Source organism: Ensifer sp. 1H6 (genome assembly GCF_001976035.1).
Classification (GTDB): domain Bacteria; phylum Pseudomonadota; class Alphaproteobacteria; order Rhizobiales; family Rhizobiaceae; genus Ensifer; species Ensifer canadensis.
The window spans coordinates 14,814-34,163 of sequence record NZ_MOAI01000044.1 but is presented as its reverse complement, the minus strand read 5'-3'; the positions used below and the strand labels follow the sequence as shown (position 1 = coordinate 34,163).

The 19,350-nt window shown below is 60.7% G+C and carries 17 protein-coding genes; 12 read left to right on the top strand and 5 right to left on the bottom strand.

Translation table 11 applies throughout. The annotated features are described in order from the left end of the window. The first annotated feature begins 48 nt into the window (after positions 1-48). Positions 49-972: a LysR family transcriptional regulator gene (locus BKP54_RS31765; RefSeq protein WP_084815473.1), complete on the top strand. Its 924-nt coding sequence runs from the start codon at positions 49-51 to the stop codon at positions 970-972. A 422-nt stretch (positions 973-1,394) separates the two neighbouring features. Here BKP54_RS31765 and BKP54_RS31760 read toward each other — a convergent pair whose 3' ends face one another. Further along, positions 1,395-3,074: a GMC oxidoreductase gene (locus BKP54_RS31760; protein WP_084815472.1), complete on the bottom strand. Its 1,680-nt coding sequence runs from the start codon at positions 3,072-3,074 to the stop codon at positions 1,395-1,397. 241 nt (positions 3,075-3,315) lie between these two features. Between BKP54_RS31760 and BKP54_RS37415 the strand changes: the two genes are divergently transcribed. Beyond that, entirely contained in the window at positions 3,316-3,537 is a 222-nt protein-coding gene (locus BKP54_RS37415) for a LysR family transcriptional regulator (RefSeq protein ID WP_084815471.1), read from the top strand. Between the two features lie 541 nt (positions 3,538-4,078). Here BKP54_RS37415 and BKP54_RS31750 read toward each other — a convergent pair. The 3 genes from BKP54_RS31750 to BKP54_RS31740 form a co-directional block, all read right to left on the bottom strand. Further along, on the bottom strand, positions 4,079-4,999 hold the full coding sequence (locus BKP54_RS31750; RefSeq protein ID WP_084815470.1) for a carbonic anhydrase: 921 nt from the start codon (positions 4,997-4,999) through the stop codon (positions 4,079-4,081). A gap of 261 nt (positions 5,000-5,260) precedes the next feature. Continuing rightward, positions 5,261-6,313, bottom strand: coding sequence for a D-alanyl-D-alanine carboxypeptidase family protein (locus BKP54_RS31745; protein ID WP_198956897.1), 1,053 nt, complete (start codon positions 6,311-6,313; stop codon positions 5,261-5,263). A 165-nt stretch (positions 6,314-6,478) separates the two neighbouring features. Then, complete coding sequence (locus BKP54_RS31740; RefSeq protein WP_084815468.1) at positions 6,479-7,348, bottom strand: LysR substrate-binding domain-containing protein; 870 nt, start codon at positions 7,346-7,348, stop codon at positions 6,479-6,481. 131 nt (positions 7,349-7,479) lie between these two features. Here BKP54_RS31740 and BKP54_RS31735 point away from each other — a divergent pair, with 131 nt between their 5' ends. Further along, positions 7,480-8,841, top strand: coding sequence for an aspartate aminotransferase family protein (locus BKP54_RS31735; RefSeq protein ID WP_084815467.1), 1,362 nt, complete (start codon positions 7,480-7,482; stop codon positions 8,839-8,841). Between the two features lie 196 nt (positions 8,842-9,037). Here the strand turns inward: BKP54_RS31735 and BKP54_RS31730 are convergent, their stop codons facing one another. Then, positions 9,038-10,042 (bottom strand): LysR family transcriptional regulator, encoded by a 1,005-nt coding sequence (locus tag BKP54_RS31730; RefSeq protein WP_245317972.1) that lies wholly within the window; start codon positions 10,040-10,042, stop codon positions 9,038-9,040. A 20-nt stretch (positions 10,043-10,062) separates the two neighbouring features. Between BKP54_RS31730 and BKP54_RS31725 the strand changes: the two genes are divergently transcribed. The 9 genes from BKP54_RS31725 to BKP54_RS31685 all read left to right on the top strand — a co-directional run bounded on the left by BKP54_RS31725 (position 10,063) and on the right by BKP54_RS31685 (position 19,234). Further along, the gene (locus BKP54_RS31725; protein ID WP_084815465.1) at positions 10,063-11,415 is read left to right on the top strand and encodes an MFS transporter; all 1,353 of its coding nucleotides are present in this window, start codon (positions 10,063-10,065) and stop codon (positions 11,413-11,415) included. Between the two features lie 44 nt (positions 11,416-11,459). Next, positions 11,460-11,858 (top strand): nuclear transport factor 2 family protein, encoded by a 399-nt coding sequence (locus BKP54_RS31720; protein ID WP_084815464.1) that lies wholly within the window; start codon positions 11,460-11,462, stop codon positions 11,856-11,858. 181 nt (positions 11,859-12,039) lie between these two features. Continuing rightward, positions 12,040-12,540: an NADH-quinone oxidoreductase subunit J gene (locus tag BKP54_RS31715; RefSeq protein WP_084815463.1), complete on the top strand. Its 501-nt coding sequence runs from the start codon at positions 12,040-12,042 to the stop codon at positions 12,538-12,540. Beyond that, positions 12,540-12,842 (top strand): NADH-quinone oxidoreductase subunit NuoK, encoded by a 303-nt coding sequence (gene nuoK / locus BKP54_RS31710; RefSeq protein ID WP_025431455.1) that lies wholly within the window; start codon positions 12,540-12,542, stop codon positions 12,840-12,842. The genes BKP54_RS31715 and nuoK overlap by 1 nt, the downstream gene beginning before the upstream one ends. A 4-nt stretch (positions 12,843-12,846) precedes the next feature. After that, positions 12,847-14,310, top strand: coding sequence for a monovalent cation/H+ antiporter subunit D family protein (locus BKP54_RS31705; RefSeq protein WP_084815462.1), 1,464 nt, complete (start codon positions 12,847-12,849; stop codon positions 14,308-14,310). After that, positions 14,307-14,561 (top strand): hypothetical protein, encoded by a 255-nt coding sequence (locus BKP54_RS31700; RefSeq protein ID WP_025431453.1) that lies wholly within the window; start codon positions 14,307-14,309, stop codon positions 14,559-14,561. Before BKP54_RS31705 ends, BKP54_RS31700 begins: the two co-directional genes overlap by 4 nt. Next, complete coding sequence (locus BKP54_RS31695) at positions 14,554-16,314, top strand: Na(+)/H(+) antiporter subunit D (protein WP_084815461.1); 1,761 nt, start codon at positions 14,554-14,556, stop codon at positions 16,312-16,314. The genes BKP54_RS31700 and BKP54_RS31695 overlap by 8 nt, the downstream gene beginning before the upstream one ends. A gap of 8 nt (positions 16,315-16,322) precedes the next feature. Continuing rightward, the gene (locus tag BKP54_RS31690; RefSeq protein ID WP_084815460.1) at positions 16,323-17,798 is read left to right on the top strand and encodes an NADH-quinone oxidoreductase subunit M; all 1,476 of its coding nucleotides are present in this window, start codon (positions 16,323-16,325) and stop codon (positions 17,796-17,798) included. Further along, a complete protein-coding gene (locus BKP54_RS31685; protein WP_084815459.1) occupies positions 17,795-19,234 on the top strand; it encodes an NADH-quinone oxidoreductase subunit N in 1,440 nt (479 codons plus the stop codon). The genes BKP54_RS31690 and BKP54_RS31685 overlap by 4 nt, the downstream gene beginning before the upstream one ends. The last annotated feature ends 116 nt before the right edge of the window (positions 19,235-19,350 follow it).

The window sequence follows — 19,350 nt, the reverse complement described above, 5'->3', positions numbered from 1 at the left end:
GACGGGAATGGTGGTATCTCAGAGGCGGGAAAGAGAAAGAACGGAACGATGCGGCTCAATCAGCGTCAGATGGAGATTTTTAACGCCATCATGATCAACAAGAGCATGACCGCGGCTGCGGCGGCCTTGGGGACATCGCAACCAACGATAAGCCGCGAGTTGCGGGATATGGAACAGCGGATCGGATTCGAGCTGTTCTTGCGCTTCGGCAAGCGCCTGACACCGACGAACCAGGCGCTGCTGCTGCATGAAGTCGTGCGCCGCGCCTTCGTCGGCATGGAAGAAATTAGTCGGGCCGCGTCCGCGATCCGAACGCACAATGCCGCGAACTGCCGGGTCGCGACCATCCCCGCCTATGCTGAGGCGATCCTGCCCCGTGTGGCGCAACGGCTCCTGAAGCATCGCCCCGCGGTTCATTTGTCCCTTCATTCCCTCGAGGAATTGGCTCTGCAGCATGAGATGACCACGACCGTGTTTGACCTGGGGGTAACTGAAGGCCGGTTCGAACATCAGGGAGTTATCTCGCAGCGCATCGAAGTTGGCGACCTGGTCTGCGTCTTGCCGATTGGTCATCCGCTTTCGTCCAAACCGGTTCTCGAGCCTGCCGATTTCGATAGTGTCCCGTTCGTCTATTTTTCGCAGGATGACCCGTATAGACGGAAACTGGACGACATCTTCTTTGCAGCGGGCATCTCGCGTAGCTACGCGGTTGAAACGACGACTGCGGCAAGCGTCTGTTCAATGGTTTCAGCCGGAGTGGGCGTATCAATCATCAATCCGCTGACCGCCGCGAACTATTTGGGCAAGGGCGTGGTCCTGCGAAGGTTCAGCGTCGGCGTCCCCTACGCGCTCGCCGTCTGGCGTCCGGCCCGAAAAACGGGTTCGGCAGTCGCGGAAAAATTCACAGCAATCCTAAAAGACGTTGCCAACGAGATGCGAGCAACCTTGCAGTCTGCGATGGACAAGGGCTAGGCAACCGCGTTCTCATCGAAACGATCTGACCCGCACGCGACAGCGCCGGAAGAGCCGCACCGATAGGGTGACGAAGCGAATGACCGCTGGACCGTATAACAGAATGGTTGCGTAAAGCTCAGGCAAGGCGCTGGGATTGCAAGTCTCGGTGCGATCAGGCCCCCGCAACCAAATCAAAAAAAAGCCCGCAAGACAGTAATGTCCGCGGGCTTTTTGGCGTTCTAAGGCAGAACAAAGCAACGGTCGGTGTCAATTAGGAGTCAAGAGGGTGTTGATTAGTAAGATTAGTATTGTAAGGGGTGGCGGTTAGTGTCCTGTCTGGGGGCGCCAAGTTGAGCCTATGTGCGGACAGCTTCCCCCTGACCGGCGCCAGGGTCGCCGGCCTTCGAGTGGGGAGCTTCCCACGCAACGCCCCCCGAGAGTCAGAGTGAGGACAGGATTTCCGTGACGGGTTGAGGGCCGGGAGAGAGGCTTCCGCGGCTGCTCGTCGACAAACTCGCCGCCGTGCTTTGATGGCGGGCCTCGCTGGCGAGATGTTCGGCGAGTCTGATGGCCAAGGCGACGGCGGGAAGCGTGGGGTTCGCTTGTCCGGACGTAGCGAAAACGGAGCTACCGGCGATATGGAGGTTAGCGATGTCGATGACGCGACAGTTGTGGTTGACGATGGCATGGTTGCGGTCCACGCCCATCCTGGTCAACCCGATCTGATGGTAGCCGTCTTTGGCTTGCGCGGCGATATGCTCTTCGAGGTTTTCGGGGGCTGCGTCGAATATCAGCTTGCCTATCTTGCGCTCCTTGAGCCAGCGATCCAAGGCGACATGTGCTTGGAGCGTCCCGCGAAAATCCTGAGGCAGATATCGGAATGAGACGTCGAGCTTGAACTGGCCGTCCGCATCTTGCTCTGGCTTGAGGAAGACGCGGCTTGAACTGCTTGGAATTTGCTCCCCATGGTAGCGAAGACCGTATTTCATGTCTGGCCTGCGCAGCAGAACATATGGTTCGGCCAAGCTGAATTTTTGGCGAAGCAGCCCCAGCGCCGAAGAGGTCGCGCTAAGGGGATTGCGCAGTACATTATGCAGCGCATTATAGTAACGGAATCGGTCGGCTTCGCCCCATGTGGCCTTGTGGACGAAGGACTTCCGACTGTTCCAGAGATATAGCAGCGAGAGCGCCGCGTCGGCCTCGCCGAAAGCGGCCCTCCGGTTCGTCGGCCAAAAAGCGATGTTCGGCAGCTCGAGTGCCCGTTGCAATTGGGGGGCGGGTTGAAACCGGTTACACACGAAGGTTCCGGTGGATGTGCGCTTAAAAAGATACCGTTCGGCATGCTCTTTGGTGGCGAATTCGATCTGCGCGATCTGTCCAGCGAGATGTCCCATGTAGAAGCGCCCGAGCGGCCCATCGCTTCCGCCGAACAATTGCGGAAACGCCAGCTGGAGGTTCAGCAGGAGCCGGGTATTACCTCTGCCGCCACAGGCCAGCACATATTGGTCGGCGCACACCTTGTACGAACCACCGCGGCAGGCAATCGACATGGAATGTACTCGCGCCTCAACCGGATCGAACGCCAGAGCTTTGATCCTCGCGTCCAGGGCGACGAAGAGGTTCTTCGACGAAGCGAGCTCGGCGCTGTTGGCCTTCGCTGTGTTGCGTATTCGTGTCCAGCTTTCCCGCGATGATGGGAAATCAGTCTCCGGTTCCGGCTCCGATCGCTCGCCGGCGACATTGCTGCTCAAAAGAGCCCGCGCCCGCTGATAAAAAGGCGAAATCTTTTCGTGAGCAATAGGCCAACCGGAGTGTGCGACATAATCTCTTGCTTCGAAGTCTATATCATCCAGCTCAACGCATTGCCCACCCCATCGTTCGGACGTGCCGCCAAGTCCGGTGGCCGAAGTATGTCGGTCCGAAGCGTGATAGATATCGTCTTCTATGTCGAAGCCTGTTTCGTTTCGTTGGGGTCGTTTCGATCGTTTCGGCCCGGCTTCGATAAGCAGCGTTCGCATGCCGCGCCTGCTCAATTCCAGCGCAGCGGCAATACCGACCGGGCCAGCGCCCGCGACGCACACGTCGAACGCCTGCTGAAAGACCTCGAAATCCGCAAACATCTGTCCCCCCACTTTCGAGCAGCGCCCTTTTGGCCGCCGCCGCAATCACCCTTCGGTCCCCTTGTGGCACTGCGGATCAGTCTTGGCGCGATCGCCAGCGGATTGAAGACGGAGGCGCCAACCTGATGCAGCACGCTAGAGTTTCACTATCCGCAGAACAATTTCGCCTAAAGTAGGATGATTTTGCTCGTCACCTCGATCAAAAGGATTAGTGGCACTTCGCTGAAAAACTAAGGGTGTCATGGTTTCCGCTCACCTGCCGCTGAAGTGGCTTCGGGCCTTTGAAGCCGCCGCGCGGCTCGGCAGTTTCGCCGGAGCCGGGGCCGAACTGAATGTCAGCCGTCCGCCGTCTCGCAGCACATCCGGGCTTGAGGCTGGCTCGGCAGGCGCTGACGATCGTCGAGCAATCTTTCGTCGCGGGTTGACGCGCCGTGCATCGGATGAAGAAGGAGGAATGCCATGAAAGCCGTTCAGACGGATCAGGAAATCAAATGCCCGGAAATCGATGCCGGGCTTCGGGCGCGCGGCGTTGAGGCTGATGCGCGAAGTGGCTGACGCCGACCTCCTGCTCTTGTGCTACACGCCGATCACCGCCCGCGTCATCGCTGCGGCTAGGCGCCTCAAGGTGCGGCGACGACGTCGATATATGAGCGAAGTTCATACGGCGTCCCGAAATTACAAGTCTCTGCATGATCAGGCCCCCGCAACCAGACACACAAAAGCCCGCGAGACCGAAAGGTCCGCGGGCTTTTTGTTTACCCCGTAACCGGTGGAGGGCTCATCGCCGCGAAGGCGACCCGCAAGCAGGCGTAAGCCGACGAAACGGGACAGAAATCAGAAGAAAGTCTGGCAAGCTCATCCAAAGACGAATGCTGGCAGCGATCAACGGCAAAACCGAACTATTCCTGACCCATGCGCCGACGTGATATCGAATCCCTCAATCCATTGTTCAGATTGAGAGCTGCAGATCAACACGCCAGCCCAGGCACCCGCGCACAGGTCTCCTAGTGCGGCACGGCCTTTGGAGTGGTATCGAGCAAGTCTATTACCCGAGGGCACGACACCAGGAGGTCACACAATATGACGAAGTCATCCGGGTCCCTTGGTGCGACGGACAAATGAAACCAGTCAGGGTTCTCTCCCCTTGGTGACCACACAAGCCGCTCCTCCAGAAGATAGACGCCGTAGACGACTTCAATTTCGCCGCGGGCCGCCAAGTTCAGGCGCGAACGAATGCCATACCCGGTCAGCGCCGCGTTTAGCGCTATCGCCACCTCAATCAGTGTGGTCCGATATCCCGGCCGACGTACGACCTCGGTCCCATACACCCGCTCCAGCCAGGTCGCGCCAAGTTGGATCACAATCAATATGCTGTCCAGGATTTGACGCAGATCCTTCTGCGTCATGATTTGCATATATTTTGCTGGCTTCAGATAGACGTCGACGGCCGCCGAAACGGCCCCGCACCCGCTGTGGCCGAGGATGACTATCGTGCGCAGGCTATCCTTGAGATGATCAACCGCATAGCTCAGACTGGCCGTGACGTCGTCGCCCATGCCATTGCCGGCCACCCTGACGACAAACAGGTCGTTCGGGCCTTCGGAAAAGATCAGCTCCACCGGAACACGCGCATCGGCACAACCGACAATTGCCGCAAACGGTTGCTGTTTGGGTGCCGCGCTGCGCCCGGGAAGAAGGCCGACATCATGCGGGTCGACAGCGATGTTCAGCTTTGCGGGTGGTGATGAGGTGATCCGGTCAAGGAGTTCGGCGAAGGCCCGGTTTCCAGCCTCGAGTCTCGACCGGGCAGCGTTCGCATCCGGTGGTAGGGGCCTATACACAGCATCGAACGCGAACCGGTATGTCACTTCGGCCAACCAGGTCTGATCCTCCTTCGAGGCGCCTTCGAGCAGCTTCTTTGCCATCTTGCAGTCTCCCTCGACAGTGATCGAAACAGGGGCGGCAATGCAAATCCGTGACTTTCCACATTAACACTTTCACGCGCGGGCGCACCTCTAAACCAAACTGCGCGTGTCATACGGCTAAGGCCGTGCATCCAGACGGGAGCCGGAGGGGGTATCTGCGTGCCGCCGGCGACCCATGAACCGCAGGCCGCGGCTCTGGGCAGATCGCTGGGGACCCGGGCCGAAGGTGTATGGCACCATACAGCCGGCTCGTTGTTGTGATTATGATGGGCGTGGTGCGGGTGTTGGTACATCCGTGACGTTATCGTTGGCCCATGTCGTGATCGCGTGGACCTGCCCGGGGATATGATCCCGCAAGTAGGTTTCCTGACCTGCCAGGCCCATTGGATAAAGCTTATTTCGGCTGGCCTCGTAGTCAGCACTCTGGTCGGTACAGAGGCGAAGGCGCATATCCTGCGGCGCGACACCGGTCCGGTTCGGCAGATGATCCACAAGCACTGCATCGGAGGACAGCGTTCCATCGAAGGCTTGCGTCAGATATTGCGCGGATCTTTCGTTGCGTTCCCGTTCTGTCGTTGCGCCCAAGATGACCACCATCACGCGCCTTCCATTTCGAGTTGCGAGCCCGACGATATTTCGTCCGGATGCACATAGGAAACCAGTCTTCATCCCGATGGTGCCGCTGAAACGCGTCAACAACAGATTGTTGGACTTGATCTCCTTACCGTCGATCGTGACTGCCGAAGCCAGGAAGAAGCGGCGATATTCAGGAAACATCCGGTCCACTTCCAACCCAAGTATCGCAAGATCGCGGGCAGTCGTGTAATTCTCTCGGTCAAATAGACCGTTTGGATTGGTAAAATGCGTGCCCGTAAGCCCGATGCGGGCCGCCGCTTCATTCATTCGCCGAACGAAAGACGTTTCGCCGGAAGCGACTACTTCTGCCAAGGCTACAGCGACGTCATTTGCTGAAGCCGTAATCGTGGCAAAGAGCGCGTCTTCGAGGGTCATTGTCCGGCCGAAGGTCAGGCCGGATTCGAGAAACGCCTGTTTCGTTGCGTTGCGGGTCATGGTGACCGGTGTCGTCAGTGTCACCTCGCCAGACCGAAGGGCTTCAAACACGACGAACGCGGTCATGAGCTTGGTTGTCGAGGCCGGATACCAGGGTACGCCGGCATCTTCCTGATAGAGAACTTGATGGCTGTCGGCATCCACGACGAGTGCCGGCGTTGCATTCGCCGGTGTCCACAAAAAAAGGGACGCCATAAACACCAATCTTTTCAAAGGTTTTCCGGCGATTATGTTTTTCGTCATGTGCCAGTCTCCGGGGAAGGCGTCCTAATGACATGATGTGCCGCGGGGCACAAGCGTTCGCTGCGGCGCGTCGGAGGCGCGTTGCTTCGCTAGGTAACGCGACGCTGCCGAAGGCGAGGGATCTTCGCGATTGGCTATCGATGGTCATGCGGGGTGGGGAACGCACTAGCCTTGCGACAGTGCGCGCGCAGTCGCGAAGAAGGCCTGTATTGACTTGCTGCTACGGCGATCCTTCAGGCAGATCAGCTTTTCATGCATCGAAAGCGGCTGGTGTTCGAGCGCGATTTTCACCAGCCTCGGATCGTTGTCGAACTCCGCTTCGGACACAACCCCGAGACCCATGCCTGCGGCAACGATCCGCCGGACGGCTTCGCGTCCTTCGGCCTCGATTGCGTAGCGGAGGGTCACCCCTTGCGCCGCCGCGAGCTTCTCCAGCATCTGCCTGGTGCGTGAACCCTGCTCCCTCATGATCAGGGGCCATGCGCTCAACGCCTCAAGCGGAATGCTCGTCCGCGTCGCCAGGGGATGCGATTTCGCGGCGAAGAGCACGACAGGGGAGACATTGAGCGAAAAGACTTCGAACGGGCGCTCATCGGCCAATTCGCCAAGGACGCCGACGTCCACGTCGTAGGCAAGCAAATCCTCCACGATGCTGTTGGAATTGCCGCCGACGATCTTGATCTGAATGCCGGGAAACCGCGCCTGGAAGACGGTGAGCACGTCCAGGACGTGATCCACCGAATCGGCTGCGATCCTGAGCATGCCTGCCCGCAGCGATCGCTCCTCCTGCAGGACCTCGAGGGCTTCGCCTTCGGCATCGAACAGGCGGTGGGTCGCCGCCAGGAGCCGGGAACCTGCCGGTGTCAGCTCGATCTGACGGCGCTTTCGAACGAATAGGGCGACGTCGTATTCCTCCTCCAGCCAGCGCACCTGGTCGGAAATGGCAGGCTGCGTGAGGTGCAATGCTCGGGCAGCTTGCGAAAAACTGCCGGCAAGAGCCACGTGATGGAAAGCCCGAAGCTGGACATAGCGCATGACAGGCGGAAGCCCCCTAGGTGATGCATCGGCATCGAAGAATTCTTAATTTGTCTCATTAATATCGATTTTGTTCACTCTCCGATAGATGCGATAGCTTGCACGCAGCTGCACGATGATCGGAGAAAGCGATGAAAGCCACAGCATCCGCCCTGGTTCACACGGAGGGCGAAGCCAACACATCGGCAGCGCGCGGGGCCTGGAACGCCCGGATGGGCGACGAACGGACGAACTCCCTTGTGGCGCGCGACGCCGCCGCCTTCCTGCACCAGAGCCTGTCAAGCCCCTGCCTGACCGCCATCGCCAAGGCGGAGGGCATCTGGATCGAGGACACCTCTGGCCGGCGCTACATGGACTTCCATGGAAACAGCGTTCACCACATCGGCTATGGCCATCCCCGGCTGAAACAGGCAATCAAGGCCCAGATCGATGATTTGTGTTTTGCACCGCGTCGTTTCACCTGCGAACCTGCCGTCGAGCTTGCCGAGATGCTCGGCCGTCTTGCGCCCGGCGATCTCGGCAAGGTCTTGTTCACCACGGGTGGATCCGATGCGATCGAAGTCGCGCTGAAGCTGGCGCGCGCCGCGACCGGCCGGTTCAAGACGCTTTCCTTCTGGGATGCCTTCCACGGCGCCGGCTTCGGCGCGTCGAGCGTCGGCGGCGAGGCGACCTTCCGCTCGGGCATAGCCGGCCCGCTCCTGCCGGGCGCCGAACACGTCGCGCCCTGGGCAAACCATGGCTGCGCCTATGGTCAGGACAATCTCGAAAGTTCCGCGCGCGCCTGCGCCAACATGATCTCCTACGTCCTTGCCCGCGAGGGCGATTTTGCAGCGCTGGTCGCCGAACCGATGCGGGCGACGCCCAATCCACCGGCGCCGGGCTTCTGGAAACAGGTGCGTGAGGCCTGTGACCGGCACGGAACCTTGCTGATCTTCGACGAAATTCCGACCGGCCTAGGCAAGACCGGCCGCTTCTTTGCCTGCGAGCACGACGACGTCGTTCCCGACATCCTCGTGCTTGGAAAATCGCTCGGTGGCGGCATTTTGCCGATCGCGGGCGTGGTCGCCAGGCGCGATCTCGACGTGGCGGGCGACTATGCCATCGGCCACTACACGCACGAAAAGAACCCGGTGACGACGCGCGCGGCTCTGACCACCATTTCCATCATCATCGAGGAGGGGCTTGCGGAGCGCGCCGCCGAACTCGGCGGCTATGCGATGGAGCGGCTCAGCACTTTCGCCGAACGCTGCGCGGCGGTCGGGGATGTGCGCGGCCGCGGCCTGCTTTTCGGCGTCGAGATCGTATCCGACCGGACGGATTTCACGCCGGACAATGCGCTGGCGGAGCGGGCCTATTATCGCTGCATGGAAGCGGGGCTGAGCCTGAAGATCAGTCAGGGCAACGTCATGACGCTTTCGCCGCCCATGGTGGTCTCTCGCCAGGAACTCGACCGGGCGCTGACGATCGTCGAACAATCGATCCTCGCGGGTTGAAGCGCCGGACATCGGATAAAGCAGGAGGAATTGCTACGACCCACATGTCGACGCATCGGCGATGACCGGACACGGTATCGAGAAGGTCGATGATCTTCACGAGGTGGTAGTTTGAATCTGTCACGCTCCGCCATGTAGGAATGTAGGGTTTGGTCGAGAACTTCCGAGCAGAAGTCCGGCGTACCGTGCCAGGAAATCAACGACGGACATGATCCTTGAGGAAAAGGAGCCAGGCCCGGATTTTCTGCGGGACCATCTGCATGGGCAGGTGCATCGCGTAAATCTGGTGATCGGGGAAGCGATAGGACGGCAGGGCGTCGGCCAACGTGCCCTTGGCAAGTTCTGGCGCGACGAACCAGTCAGGCAGAAGCGCAACGCCTGCGCCGGCAACCGCCAGCGCCTTCACAACCGATGCGTTGTTGGCAAGTAGCCGGGACGGACGAGGCACCTCGAACGCGCATTCGCACCCGTCTTCGTCGAACATTGTCCAGCTTTTCACATGGTCGACGGTGGCATTGCTGATGTGCGGCAGCGCGCTCAGCATCTTGGGTGCACCAACGACAGTTCGATCAACGCGGGCGAGGACGTCCGGCGACGCGACTGGCCTGAGTTGATACGTCCCCAGGTGCACACCAGCATATGGCGACGTCTGGAATTGCTCGTTGCGCCCCAGCCGGATTGCGACGTCAAAGCGGTCGCGCAGGAGGTCGACATTCGTCGGATAGGCTTCGAACTGGACGTCGAGGTCTGGATGCAGCGCAGTGAATTTCTGAAGCGCCGGAGCGATCACCGCGACGCCATATTCAACCGTCGATGTCAGGCGCAAGCTGCCGCTCAGCACCGTTTGCTCCGTGCGCGCTTCGGCAATCGCCTCATCGGCTTCCGTGAGAATGCGAAGGCAGCGCGCATAGAACCGTTCTCCGGCATCGGTCAGAGCAAGGCTGCGCGTGGTGCGATGAAGGAGCGTGACGCCCAATTCCCTTTCGAGCTGCTTGATGTTGAAACTGACGGCGGCCCTGGCCTGATTGAGTTGCTTGGCGGCCGCAGTGAACGATCCTGCTTCCACGACGGCTCGCAAAGCAGTCAGGCGATCAAGACTCACCGCCATAACGCACTCCAATTGGTAAATAGAGTCGACAAGTGTTGTCGAATTGTATCGCCTTATTCGACGATATGAAAGGGAATACCCTGCGGGCGTCATTCCTATCAAAGGTTTTCCCGGTGTCCGCCCGCTCCCGAATTGCCACCCTCTATCTTCTCGGCTTCGCCGTCGATCTCGCGAATATGTTCATCTTCAATGCCGCCCTGCCGGCGTTGCAGCGGGAGCTGAGCGCATCCGTCGTGCATCTCGCCTGGGTCGGCACGATCTACATGCTCGGCCTGACTGTCGCCATTCCGCTGGGGAGCTGGCTTGCGCGCCGGATCGGCGAACGCCGCGTGTTCATTGCCTCTCTGCTCATTGTGGCGGTGGGAAGCTTCGGCGGGGGTATGGCCACTGGGATTGCGACGCTTCTCGCCTGGCGGCTCGTTCAGGGTCTCGGCGGAGGACTGCTCGTGCCGGTCGGCCAGAGCATGGCCTATCGCGCCTATCCGCCGGAAGACCGCGCCCATCTGACGGCCGTGGTCATGACGGTTGCGCTGCTGGTGCCGGCACTTTCACCCGCCATCGGCGGGATCGCTGCCGATCATGTGTCCTGGCGCTGGGTGTTTATCGGTGTTGCGCCACTGGCAGCGGCGATAGCAGCATTGGCCCTTGCCTGGGCGCCGGTCGATCGGTTGGCGGAAGCGAAGCCGGCGCTCGACATTGCCGGCTTCCTGCTGAGCGCCATCACCCTGTTTTGCCTTCCCCTTGGCCTGACGCTCACTAGTCAGGCGGGACGCGGCGTTCATGCCGCGATTGTCCTTGCCTTGGCGATTGTCGCGGGCGCCGCCTATTTCCGCCATGCGCTGCGTTCGCGCGAACCGCTGCTTGATCTGCGTCTGCTCTCCGATCCGATGCTCAGGACTGGCAGCATCATCTACCTGTGTGTGCCGGGCGTTTTCACGGGCGTAAACCTGATCGCCTCCCTGTACTTGCAGGACCGCCTTGGTCTGACGGCCACACAAACGGGAATGCTTATGCTCCCATGGGCAGCCGCATCCTGCGTCGCCATCATGTCCACGCGGCGGATGTTTGCGTCCCGAGGCCCGCGCTCGCTCTTTCTCGTCGGCATGACCGTCACCAGCGCCGGCGTGCTGCTGTTGGCCACACCATTCGCCGGAATGTTCACCGTCAGGATCGCGTCCTTTGTTCTGATGGGTTTCGGAGCGAGCCTTTGCACGAGCACGGCCCAGACGGCAGCCTTTACGTCGGTTCGAACGGAACGGATGGCAGAGGCAAGCGCGCTGTGGAACATCAACCGTCAGCTCAGTTTCTCGCTCGGTGCGAGTGTGCTGGGAGGCTTGCTGGGGCTCTTCCTCGCGACCAGCGGCGGTGCGGCCGATGCCCTGGCTTACCGCTACTGTTTTGTGATCGCTGCCGTTCTGATCGTGTTTCCGCTGCCCTTCGTTCTGCGCCTGCGGCGAGCCGATTAGCGCGCGTAGCCCATTCTTTCACACTGTCCGACAAGGAGCCGAACGTGACCGATACTGAAAGATTCTTCCGTGAGATTGTCGATGTCCACGTCGCGATCGAACGCTGGTTCATCGGGGCGGCTCGGCCTGCCGATCTGGTGCAACTGCTCGAACGCTTCTCGCCTGAGTTTCGCATGATCTCCATGCAAGGGACCGCGCTTGGCAAAGAGGGCGTGGGCGAATTGTTCGGACGTCTGCACGGGAAACGCCCGGAGCTGCGGATCACGGTCGACGAGATGCAGATCTGTCATGAATGGTCGGGCGGAGCCTGCGTCACCTATCGCGAGACGCACGCGGATGCGGGCGGGGTTCAAACCGCAAGACGCTCGACCGTCGTTTTGGAAGCTTCAGCGGATGGCTCGCTCCGATGGCGGCATCTGCATGAAACGTCGGTTGCGGCTTAGGCACGTCTACGATGCCCCTTGTCAAGTTTCCCTCCGAAGGTCGCCCCTCTAGCCGACCGCCGACAATAATCTTGTGAAAAATCCGATACTAGGGCACAATTTGTGAACGCATCTGAAGTGCGGCGCTACTCCAATCCGGCCGTCTCGCCGAGTGACAGTTCGCGCCCGAGGGGCGGCGTCGATGGATCAGGGGTTCTTTCTTCTGTTCGCTACGGTGGCCGTGGTCGCGGCCCTGATGGTCGTCGTGGCGCGGAATCCGGTTCACAGCGCATTGGCGTTGATGGCGTGTTTTCTGCAGATCTCCGCAATCTTCATCATGCTGGAGGCGCCGTTGCTCGCCGTCATCCAGATTTTCGTCTATGTCGGCGCGATCATGGTGCTGTTCCTATTCGTGATCATGATGATCGACGTGCGCGAAGCCGTCTTGCAGCGGTTCTTGCCGGGCGGCAGCCTTCCGACTCTCGTGCTGCTCGTCCTGCTTGGCATCGAGATGCTCGTTCTGGTGCTCCGGAGCGACCGCTTTTCCGTCGTCGAACCGGTCGCGACGCGCGACGGTGACGCGATCAGGCAGCTCAGCACGACGCTTTTCTCCGACTATCTCCTGCCGTTTGAAGCCGCCTCCGTGATCCTGCTGGCGGCCCTGGTGGGCGCCATCGTGCTGGCGCGGAAGGAGCCAGGGTGATGGTTCCGCTCTGGTGGTATATTTTGCTCGGAGTGGCGCTGTTCGTGATTGGAGCGGCGGGCGTCTTGCTCAGACGCAATATTCTGGTTGTGCTGATGTCGCTGGAGCTGCTGCTCAACTCGGTCAACATCAACTTCATCGCTTTCGGCCGTCAGTACGGCGATTTCCGCGGGCAGATCTTCGCGATCTTCGTCATCGCAATCACTGCGGCGGAGGTTGCCGTCGCCCTCGGCATCTTGGTCGCCCTTGTGAGGAACAAATCCACCCTCAAGGTCGACGATGTGACCATGATGAAAGGATAGCGGCTTGGACCCGGAGACAACGATCCGGCCGCTGCTTGCCGTCGCCGTCCCGGCTCTGGCGGCCCTGGCCGTTGTCCTTCTCAACAACCGCGAGAAACTCCGCGACGTCGTCTCGCCGTTGGCCGCGATCGCCCTGTTCGCGATTGTCGCATCGATGGCGCCCACAGTACTGGCGGGCGGGACCGTCGATTTGCGCCTTTTCGAGATACTACCGGGGATCGACTTCGCTTTCCGCGTCGATGCGCTCGGCATGGTCTTTGCCACAGTATCGTCACTTCTATGGATCGTGGCCGCGATCTATTCCATCGGCTACATGCGGCACCTGAAAGAGCATGCGCAGACCCGCTTCTTCGCCTGTTTCGCCACCAGCCTGGCAGCGGCCGTTGGGGGCGCCTTCGCCGCCAATCTGTTTACGCTGGTGATCTTCTACGAGGTACTCAGCCTGGTTACCTATCCGCTCGTCTACCACCACGAGGACGAAGAGGGATGGAAGGGCAGCCGCAAGTACCTCGTCTATCTGATGGGTGCGTCAAAAAGCGTGCTGCTTGCCGCGCTGGCGCTGACCTATCACATTGCGGGGTCGCTGGACTTTGTGGCGGGGGGACTGCTGGCGGGGGCCGATGCATCGGCGGCGCTGCTGACGGTCGTCTATTTCTGCTATCTTTTCGGCTTTGCCAAGGCCGCCGTGATGCCGGTGCACGCATGGCTGCCTGCCGCGATGGTGGCGCCGACACCAGTCAGCGCGCTCTTGCATGCGGTGGCGGTGGTCAAGATGGGCGTATTCTGCGTGCTGCGCGTGGTGTTCCACGTCTTTGGCGTCGGACTGGTCGGCGAACTGGGCCTCGGCACAGCCACGGCCTATCTGGTCTCGTTCACCATCCTGATGGCGTCGGTCTACGCCCTGACCCGGGACGATCTGAAGGCGAGGCTCGCCTATTCGACGGTGAGCCAACTGTCCTATATCGTGCTGGGCGTGGTTCTGTTGTCGCCGGTCGCAATGGTCGGCGGGATTATCCACATTGCCGCGCATGCCTTCTCGAAAATCACACTCTTTTTCTGCGCCGGGTCGATCTACTGCGCGTCTGGCAAACGGAACATCAGCGATATGGCCGGTATCGGCCGTAGGCTGCCCTGGACGATGGGGGCATTCTTTGTCGGCTCACTCAGCATGATCGGGGTGCCACCGACCGCGGGCTTCGTCAGTAAGTGGTATCTGGCGCTGGGCTCTGTGGAGGCGGGGGAGATTGCGTTCCTGATCGTGCTCTTAGTGAGTTCGGTCCTGAACGCCGCCTACTTCCTGCCGGTCAGTTATGTCGCCTTTTTCGGGACGGAGGTGCAGGAGAGCCCGGCGACGGTTCGTGAAATTCCGATGATGACGATCCCGCTGGTCGCAACCGCCATCCTTTCGGTGCTGATGGGCATCTTTCCCGGCTATTTTCTCGCCCTGGCGGACGGAGTGGTCAAATGATCAAACGCGTCGTCAACTTCTTTGGTGACGAAGAATATGCCAGGCAGCGCCGCCGATTGTTCTATCTGGTGCTCGTCCTGATCGTCGTCGCCGACTTTCTGGTTTCTCGCGAACACGCCGAATACCTGTGGGACCGCCTGCCTGGCTGGTCTGCCGTTTACGGCTTCGGCTCCTGCATGGTTTTGATTTTCGTTTCCAAGTTCCTCGGCCACCAGTGTGGGCTCATGCGGCGCGAGGATTACTATGATTGATTTTATCCATCCGAGCCTGATCTTCATTCTCGGCGCGCTGCCGATCCCGTTGCTCAATGGGTCGATCCGCAAGGCCTATCTGCTGCTGGTTCCGGCGCTGGCGATCCTCGCCGTGCTTGCAATGCAGCCGGGCAGCTATGGCGAGATGCAATTCATCGGGCAGGAAGTCCTGATCGCGAAGGTCGACAAGCTGAGCATCGTCTTCGCCACCGTTTTCACCATCATGGCGCTGATCGGAACCGTCTACGCGCTGCACCTGCCTCACGCCGGCCAGCATGTCGCAGCGTTCGTCTACGTCGGCAGCGCGCTCGGAGTGGTGTTCGCCGGCGACTACCTGACCCTGTACCTGTTCTGGGAGGCCATGGCATTTGCCTCTGCCTATCTGGTCTTCGCCCAGGGCAGCCGGCAGGCGATCGCCGCCGGTTTTCGCTATCTGATGGTCCACATCACCGGCGGGGTTGCCCTGCTCGGCGGCATCATTCTCCACGGGCTGGCCACCGGCTCGCTGCTTTTCGGTCCGATCGAGGGTGGGATGGGCGTCGGCGCCTACCTGATACTTGCCGGGTTCCTGCTCAACGCGGCGGTACCGCCGCTCAACGCCTGGCTGACCGACGCCTATCCGGAGGCGACCGTCACCGGGGCGGTGTTCATGAGCGCTTTCACCACCAAGACCGCCGTCTACGTACTGGCGCGGGCGTTTCCGGGCACCGAGCTTCTGGTCTGGCTCGGCACCGCGATGGCGCTCTACGGCGTCATCTACGCAGTGCTGGAGAACGACTGCCGGCGACTGTTGGCCTATCACATCGTCAGTCAGGTGGGCTACATGGTGGCGGGCATCGGCATCGGGACCGAGATGGCCGTGAACGGGGCAACCGGCCATGCCTTCGCGCATATCCTCTACAAGGCGCTTTTGTTCATGGGGGCGGGGGCGGTCATCTACGTCACCGGCCGTCGCAAGCTCACCGAGCTTGGTGGGCTCTACAAAACCATGCCGATGACCGTGGCGCTCTATATGGTCGGTGCCTTGGCGATTTCGGCATTTCCATTCTTCTCCGGCTTCGTCACCAAGTCGATGGTGGTGGCCGCCGCCGGGCAGGACCATCGGGCGCTGGTGGTGCTGGCGCTGACGATGGCGTCGTCAGGGACGTTCCTGCACACCGGACTGAAACTCCCGTACTATATGTTCTTCGGCACGGATCAGAAGCTGGAGGCGCGCGAACCGCCGGGCAACATGCTGGTCGCGATGGGCATGGCGGCGGTGCTGTGCATCGCGATCGGGGTGTTCCCCCAGGTGCTGTATGCGCTGCTGCCCTATCCGGTCGACTTCGAACCCTACACCGGCGTCCATGTCACCGAGAGCCTCGGCGTGCTGATGTTTACAGCGTTGGGGTTCGTGTTGTTCCTCAAGGCGCTCGATCCCGAGAATACGATCAGCCTCGACACTGACTGGTTCTACCGCAAGGGCGCGCGGGTCTTCATGTGGATCGCTGAGAAACCGCTGGCGCGCTACGAGAAGGCGGTGAGCGACGTGTCCGAGACCGCGGCGCTGCCCTTCCTGCATGGGGCGGCACGGGCGGGATTGCGGATCGATCGCACCGGCGTGGACGCCATCGTGAACGGCGTTGCCCGCTCGATCCTGCGCGGCGGCGCGGCGCTGCGTCGGCTCCAGACCGGCGTCGTGACCCACTACGTGCTGGCGATGATTGTCGGTGTGATCGCAGCCGTTGCCGTCTTCGCCGTGGCGTGGCGGTAGGAGGCGCGATGGGATTCCCGCTACTCAGTCTCATCGTATTCACGCCCGTCGCCGGTGCAGCGGTTCTGATGTTTCTGCGCCGTGACGATGCGGTGCGGTGGACAGCACTCGGTGTCACCATCCTCGACCTCGCTCTCTGCTTGGCCATGTTGGCCAGCTTTGACACCACTACCCATGAGATGCAGTTCATCGAGAGGCACCCTTGGGTGCCCGCGCTTGGGATCACATATGCGCTCGGCATCGACGGAATAAGTGCGCTCTTCGTGTTCCTGACTGCGCTGTTGGGCTGGATCTGCGTGCTTGCCTCCTGGGCCGCGATCGACCGCAAGGTGAAGGAGTTCATGGTCAGCCTGCTGGTCATGCAGGCGTTGATGCTGGGCGTGTTCTGCGCGCTCGACCTGTTCTTGTTCTACGTCTTCTGGGAGGCGATGCTGATCCCGATGTACCTGATCATCGGCGTCTGGGGGGGCGAAGGCCGGGTCTATGCAGCGTTCAAGTTCTTCCTCTACACGCTGGCGGGAAGCCTCCTATTCCTGATCGGTGTCATCGTGCTCTATTTCCACGGCGGCAAGACCTTCGACATCCTCGCCCTGACAGCGCAGGATTTGCCGTTCCAGGTCCAGTCCTGGCTGTTTTTCGCCTTCCTGATCGCCTTCGCGGTCAAGGTCCCCATGGTTCCGGTCCATACCTGGCTGCCGGATGCCCATGTGCAGGCGCCGACGGCGGGCAGCATCATCCTGGCGGGCGTGCTCCTGAAAATGGGTGCGTACGGATTCCTGCGGTTCTCGCTGCCGATGCTGCCTGAAGCGTCAGTGCACTATTCGACGCTGATGATGGCACTTTCGGCGCTTGCGATCGTCTATGGCGGGTTGCTTGCGCTGGCGCAGGACGACCTGAAGAAGCTGGTGGCCTATTCGAGCATCAGCCACATGGGCTTCGTGACGTTAGGGATTTTTGCGCTGAACCTGCGCGGGCTTGAGGGCGGCATCCTGCAAATGTTCAATCATGGCGTAACGACGGGAGCGTTGTTCCTGTTCGTCGGCCTGATCTACGAGCGGACACACACGCGCAGCATGGCGGAGTATGGCGGGTTGATGAAGGCGGCGCCGGTCTATACCGCGTTTCTTGCGTTGTTCGTCCTGTCGGCGATGGCGCTGCCGGGAACGAATTCGTTCGTGGGGGAGTTGCTCGTGCTGTCCGGCGGGTTTGCGGCCGACTTGGCCGTCGGCGCGACCGCTGTTTTGGGCGCATTGCTGGGCGCGGCCTATCTGCTTGGCATGTACAGGAAAGTCGCGCTTGGCCCGGCCAGCGTCGGCGCCCGGTTCAGCATACGCGATGTGAATGCCCGCGAGATGGTCGCAATCCTGCCCTTGGCCGCCTTCGTGCTTTGGGTCGGGCTCTATCCGAAACCCTTTCTCAACATTATCGATGCCTCCGCGAAGCATCTGCTGATGCAGGTGCACGGCAAGGGGAGCGGCCAATGACCGCCGCCGCGCTCTTCCTGTCGGTGCTGGCGAGCCTGCCCGAGATCGTGGTCATCACGGGGGCCTGCATCCTGCTGATCCTGGGACAGTTTCTGCGGAAGGGGCAGGCCCCTGTCCTTGTCTGGGCTTCCGTGGCGGTCGTGCTGATTGCCGCCTCTGTAACACTCATGTTCGCCGGCGAGGCGCAGCCGGCCTATGCGGGCATGTTCATCGCTGACCGCTTCGCGGTCTTCTTCAAGTTCGTGTTTTACCTAGCCACCGTTCTGACATTTTTCCTTTCACGGCGATATGCCGAGACCGAAGGGATCGGCAGCAGCGAATACTATGTCCTGCTGCTTCTTGCGCTTTCAGGAATGATGATCATGGCCTCGGCGACCGACCTCCTGTCGGTCTATGTCGGCGTCGAACTGATGGCGATCTGCACCTATGTGCTGACTGGCTTTCTGAGACGAGAACAGCGGTCGAACGAAGCGGCGCTGAAATACGTGATTCTTGGCTCGGTCTCGACCGGGATTTTCCTGTACGGCGTTTCACTGGTCTATGGGCTCACCGGCACCACACAATTGGACGCGATGGCTGCGGCGGTGACCGGCGATCCGCTCGATCCCGGATTGCTGCTGGCTGTTGTCTTCATCGTCGCGGGGCTGGTCTTCAAGGTCGGCGCGGTGCCTTTTCACATGTGGATCCCGGACGTCTATGAAGGCGCACCGACGACGATCACGGCCTTCATGTCGGTGGGCCCCAAGGCGGCGGGGTTCGCGGTGATCCTGCGGGTGTTCCTCAATCCGCTGGTCGCGACCTCGGACGTTTGGATTATCCTCGCAGTCCTTGCTGTGGTGACGATGGCGCTCGGCAGTTTCGTGGCGCTGGTGCAGGATAATTTCAAGCGACTGCTGGCCTATTCGAGCATCGCCCATGCCGGGTTCGCCATTTTCGGTGTGGTGGCTGGCGGCGCCGACGGGGTCGCCAGCGTAATGCTCTACCTGTTGATCTACTCTTTCATGAATCTCGGCATTTTCGCCACCGTCATCATGATGCGGAACGGCGATTGCTCGGGCGAGATCATCGAAGACTACGCGGGTTTCGCCAAGTCGCGCCCCGGATTGGCGCTTCTGATGCTGCTCTATCTGTTCTCGCTGGCCGGCATTCCGCCGACGGCCGGTTTCTTCGCCAAGTTCTACGTCCTGGTCGCGCTCGTTGAGCGCGGTTTCGTCATGCTGGCGGTGATCGCAGTGCTGCTGAGCGCCGTCGCCGCCTACTTTTACATCCGCATCGTCATGGTGATCTACATGCGGGAGCCGGAACGGCCGTTCGAGCCGGCACTGACGCCCTTGGTCCGCGTCACGCTCGCCTTCACCGCCGTCGGCACCATCGGCATCGGCCTATTCCCGGCGTGGTTTCTGAGGCTTGCCCAGCATTCGGTTTTGGGGGGCTAATTGATTGGATTTGCAATGATCCGCCCGGCGGAATAAACTGGAAGTTCAAGAAAGGATAGCCCAAGTCCCTTCCCTGGGCGACGCATTACCGGTCCCGAATTGGGTCGGTCGCGGCC

Coding starts and splice junctions, on each gene's coding strand:
- BKP54_RS31750 (WP_084815470.1), bottom strand. CDS start 4,999: ATGGCAAAGAAGCTGCTCGAAGGCGCCTCGAAGGAGGATCAGACCTGG.
- BKP54_RS31735 (WP_084815467.1), top strand. CDS start 7,480: ATGAAAGCCACAGCATCCGCCCTGGTTCACACGGAGGGCGAAGCCAAC.
- BKP54_RS31700 (WP_025431453.1), top strand. CDS start 14,307: ATGATCAAACGCGTCGTCAACTTCTTTGGTGACGAAGAATATGCCAGG.
- BKP54_RS31690 (WP_084815460.1), top strand. CDS start 16,323: ATGGGATTCCCGCTACTCAGTCTCATCGTATTCACGCCCGTCGCCGGT.
- BKP54_RS31760 (WP_084815472.1), bottom strand. CDS start 3,074: ATGTTTGCGGATTTCGAGGTCTTTCAGCAGGCGTTCGACGTGTGCGTC.
- BKP54_RS31715 (WP_084815463.1), top strand. CDS start 12,040: ATGGATCAGGGGTTCTTTCTTCTGTTCGCTACGGTGGCCGTGGTCGCG.
- BKP54_RS31740 (WP_084815468.1), bottom strand. CDS start 7,348: ATGCGCTATGTCCAGCTTCGGGCTTTCCATCACGTGGCTCTTGCCGGC.
- nuoK (WP_025431455.1), top strand. CDS start 12,540: ATGGTTCCGCTCTGGTGGTATATTTTGCTCGGAGTGGCGCTGTTCGTG.
- BKP54_RS31685 (WP_084815459.1), top strand. CDS start 17,795: ATGACCGCCGCCGCGCTCTTCCTGTCGGTGCTGGCGAGCCTGCCCGAG.
- BKP54_RS31730 (WP_245317972.1), bottom strand. CDS start 10,042: ATGACGCCCGCAGGGTATTCCCTTTCATATCGTCGAATAAGGCGATAC.
- BKP54_RS31745 (WP_198956897.1), bottom strand. CDS start 6,313: ATGACGAAAAACATAATCGCCGGAAAACCTTTGAAAAGATTGGTGTTT.
- BKP54_RS37415 (WP_084815471.1), top strand. CDS start 3,316: ATGGTTTCCGCTCACCTGCCGCTGAAGTGGCTTCGGGCCTTTGAAGCC.
- BKP54_RS31695 (WP_084815461.1), top strand. CDS start 14,554: ATGATTGATTTTATCCATCCGAGCCTGATCTTCATTCTCGGCGCGCTG.
- BKP54_RS31765 (WP_084815473.1), top strand. CDS start 49: ATGCGGCTCAATCAGCGTCAGATGGAGATTTTTAACGCCATCATGATC.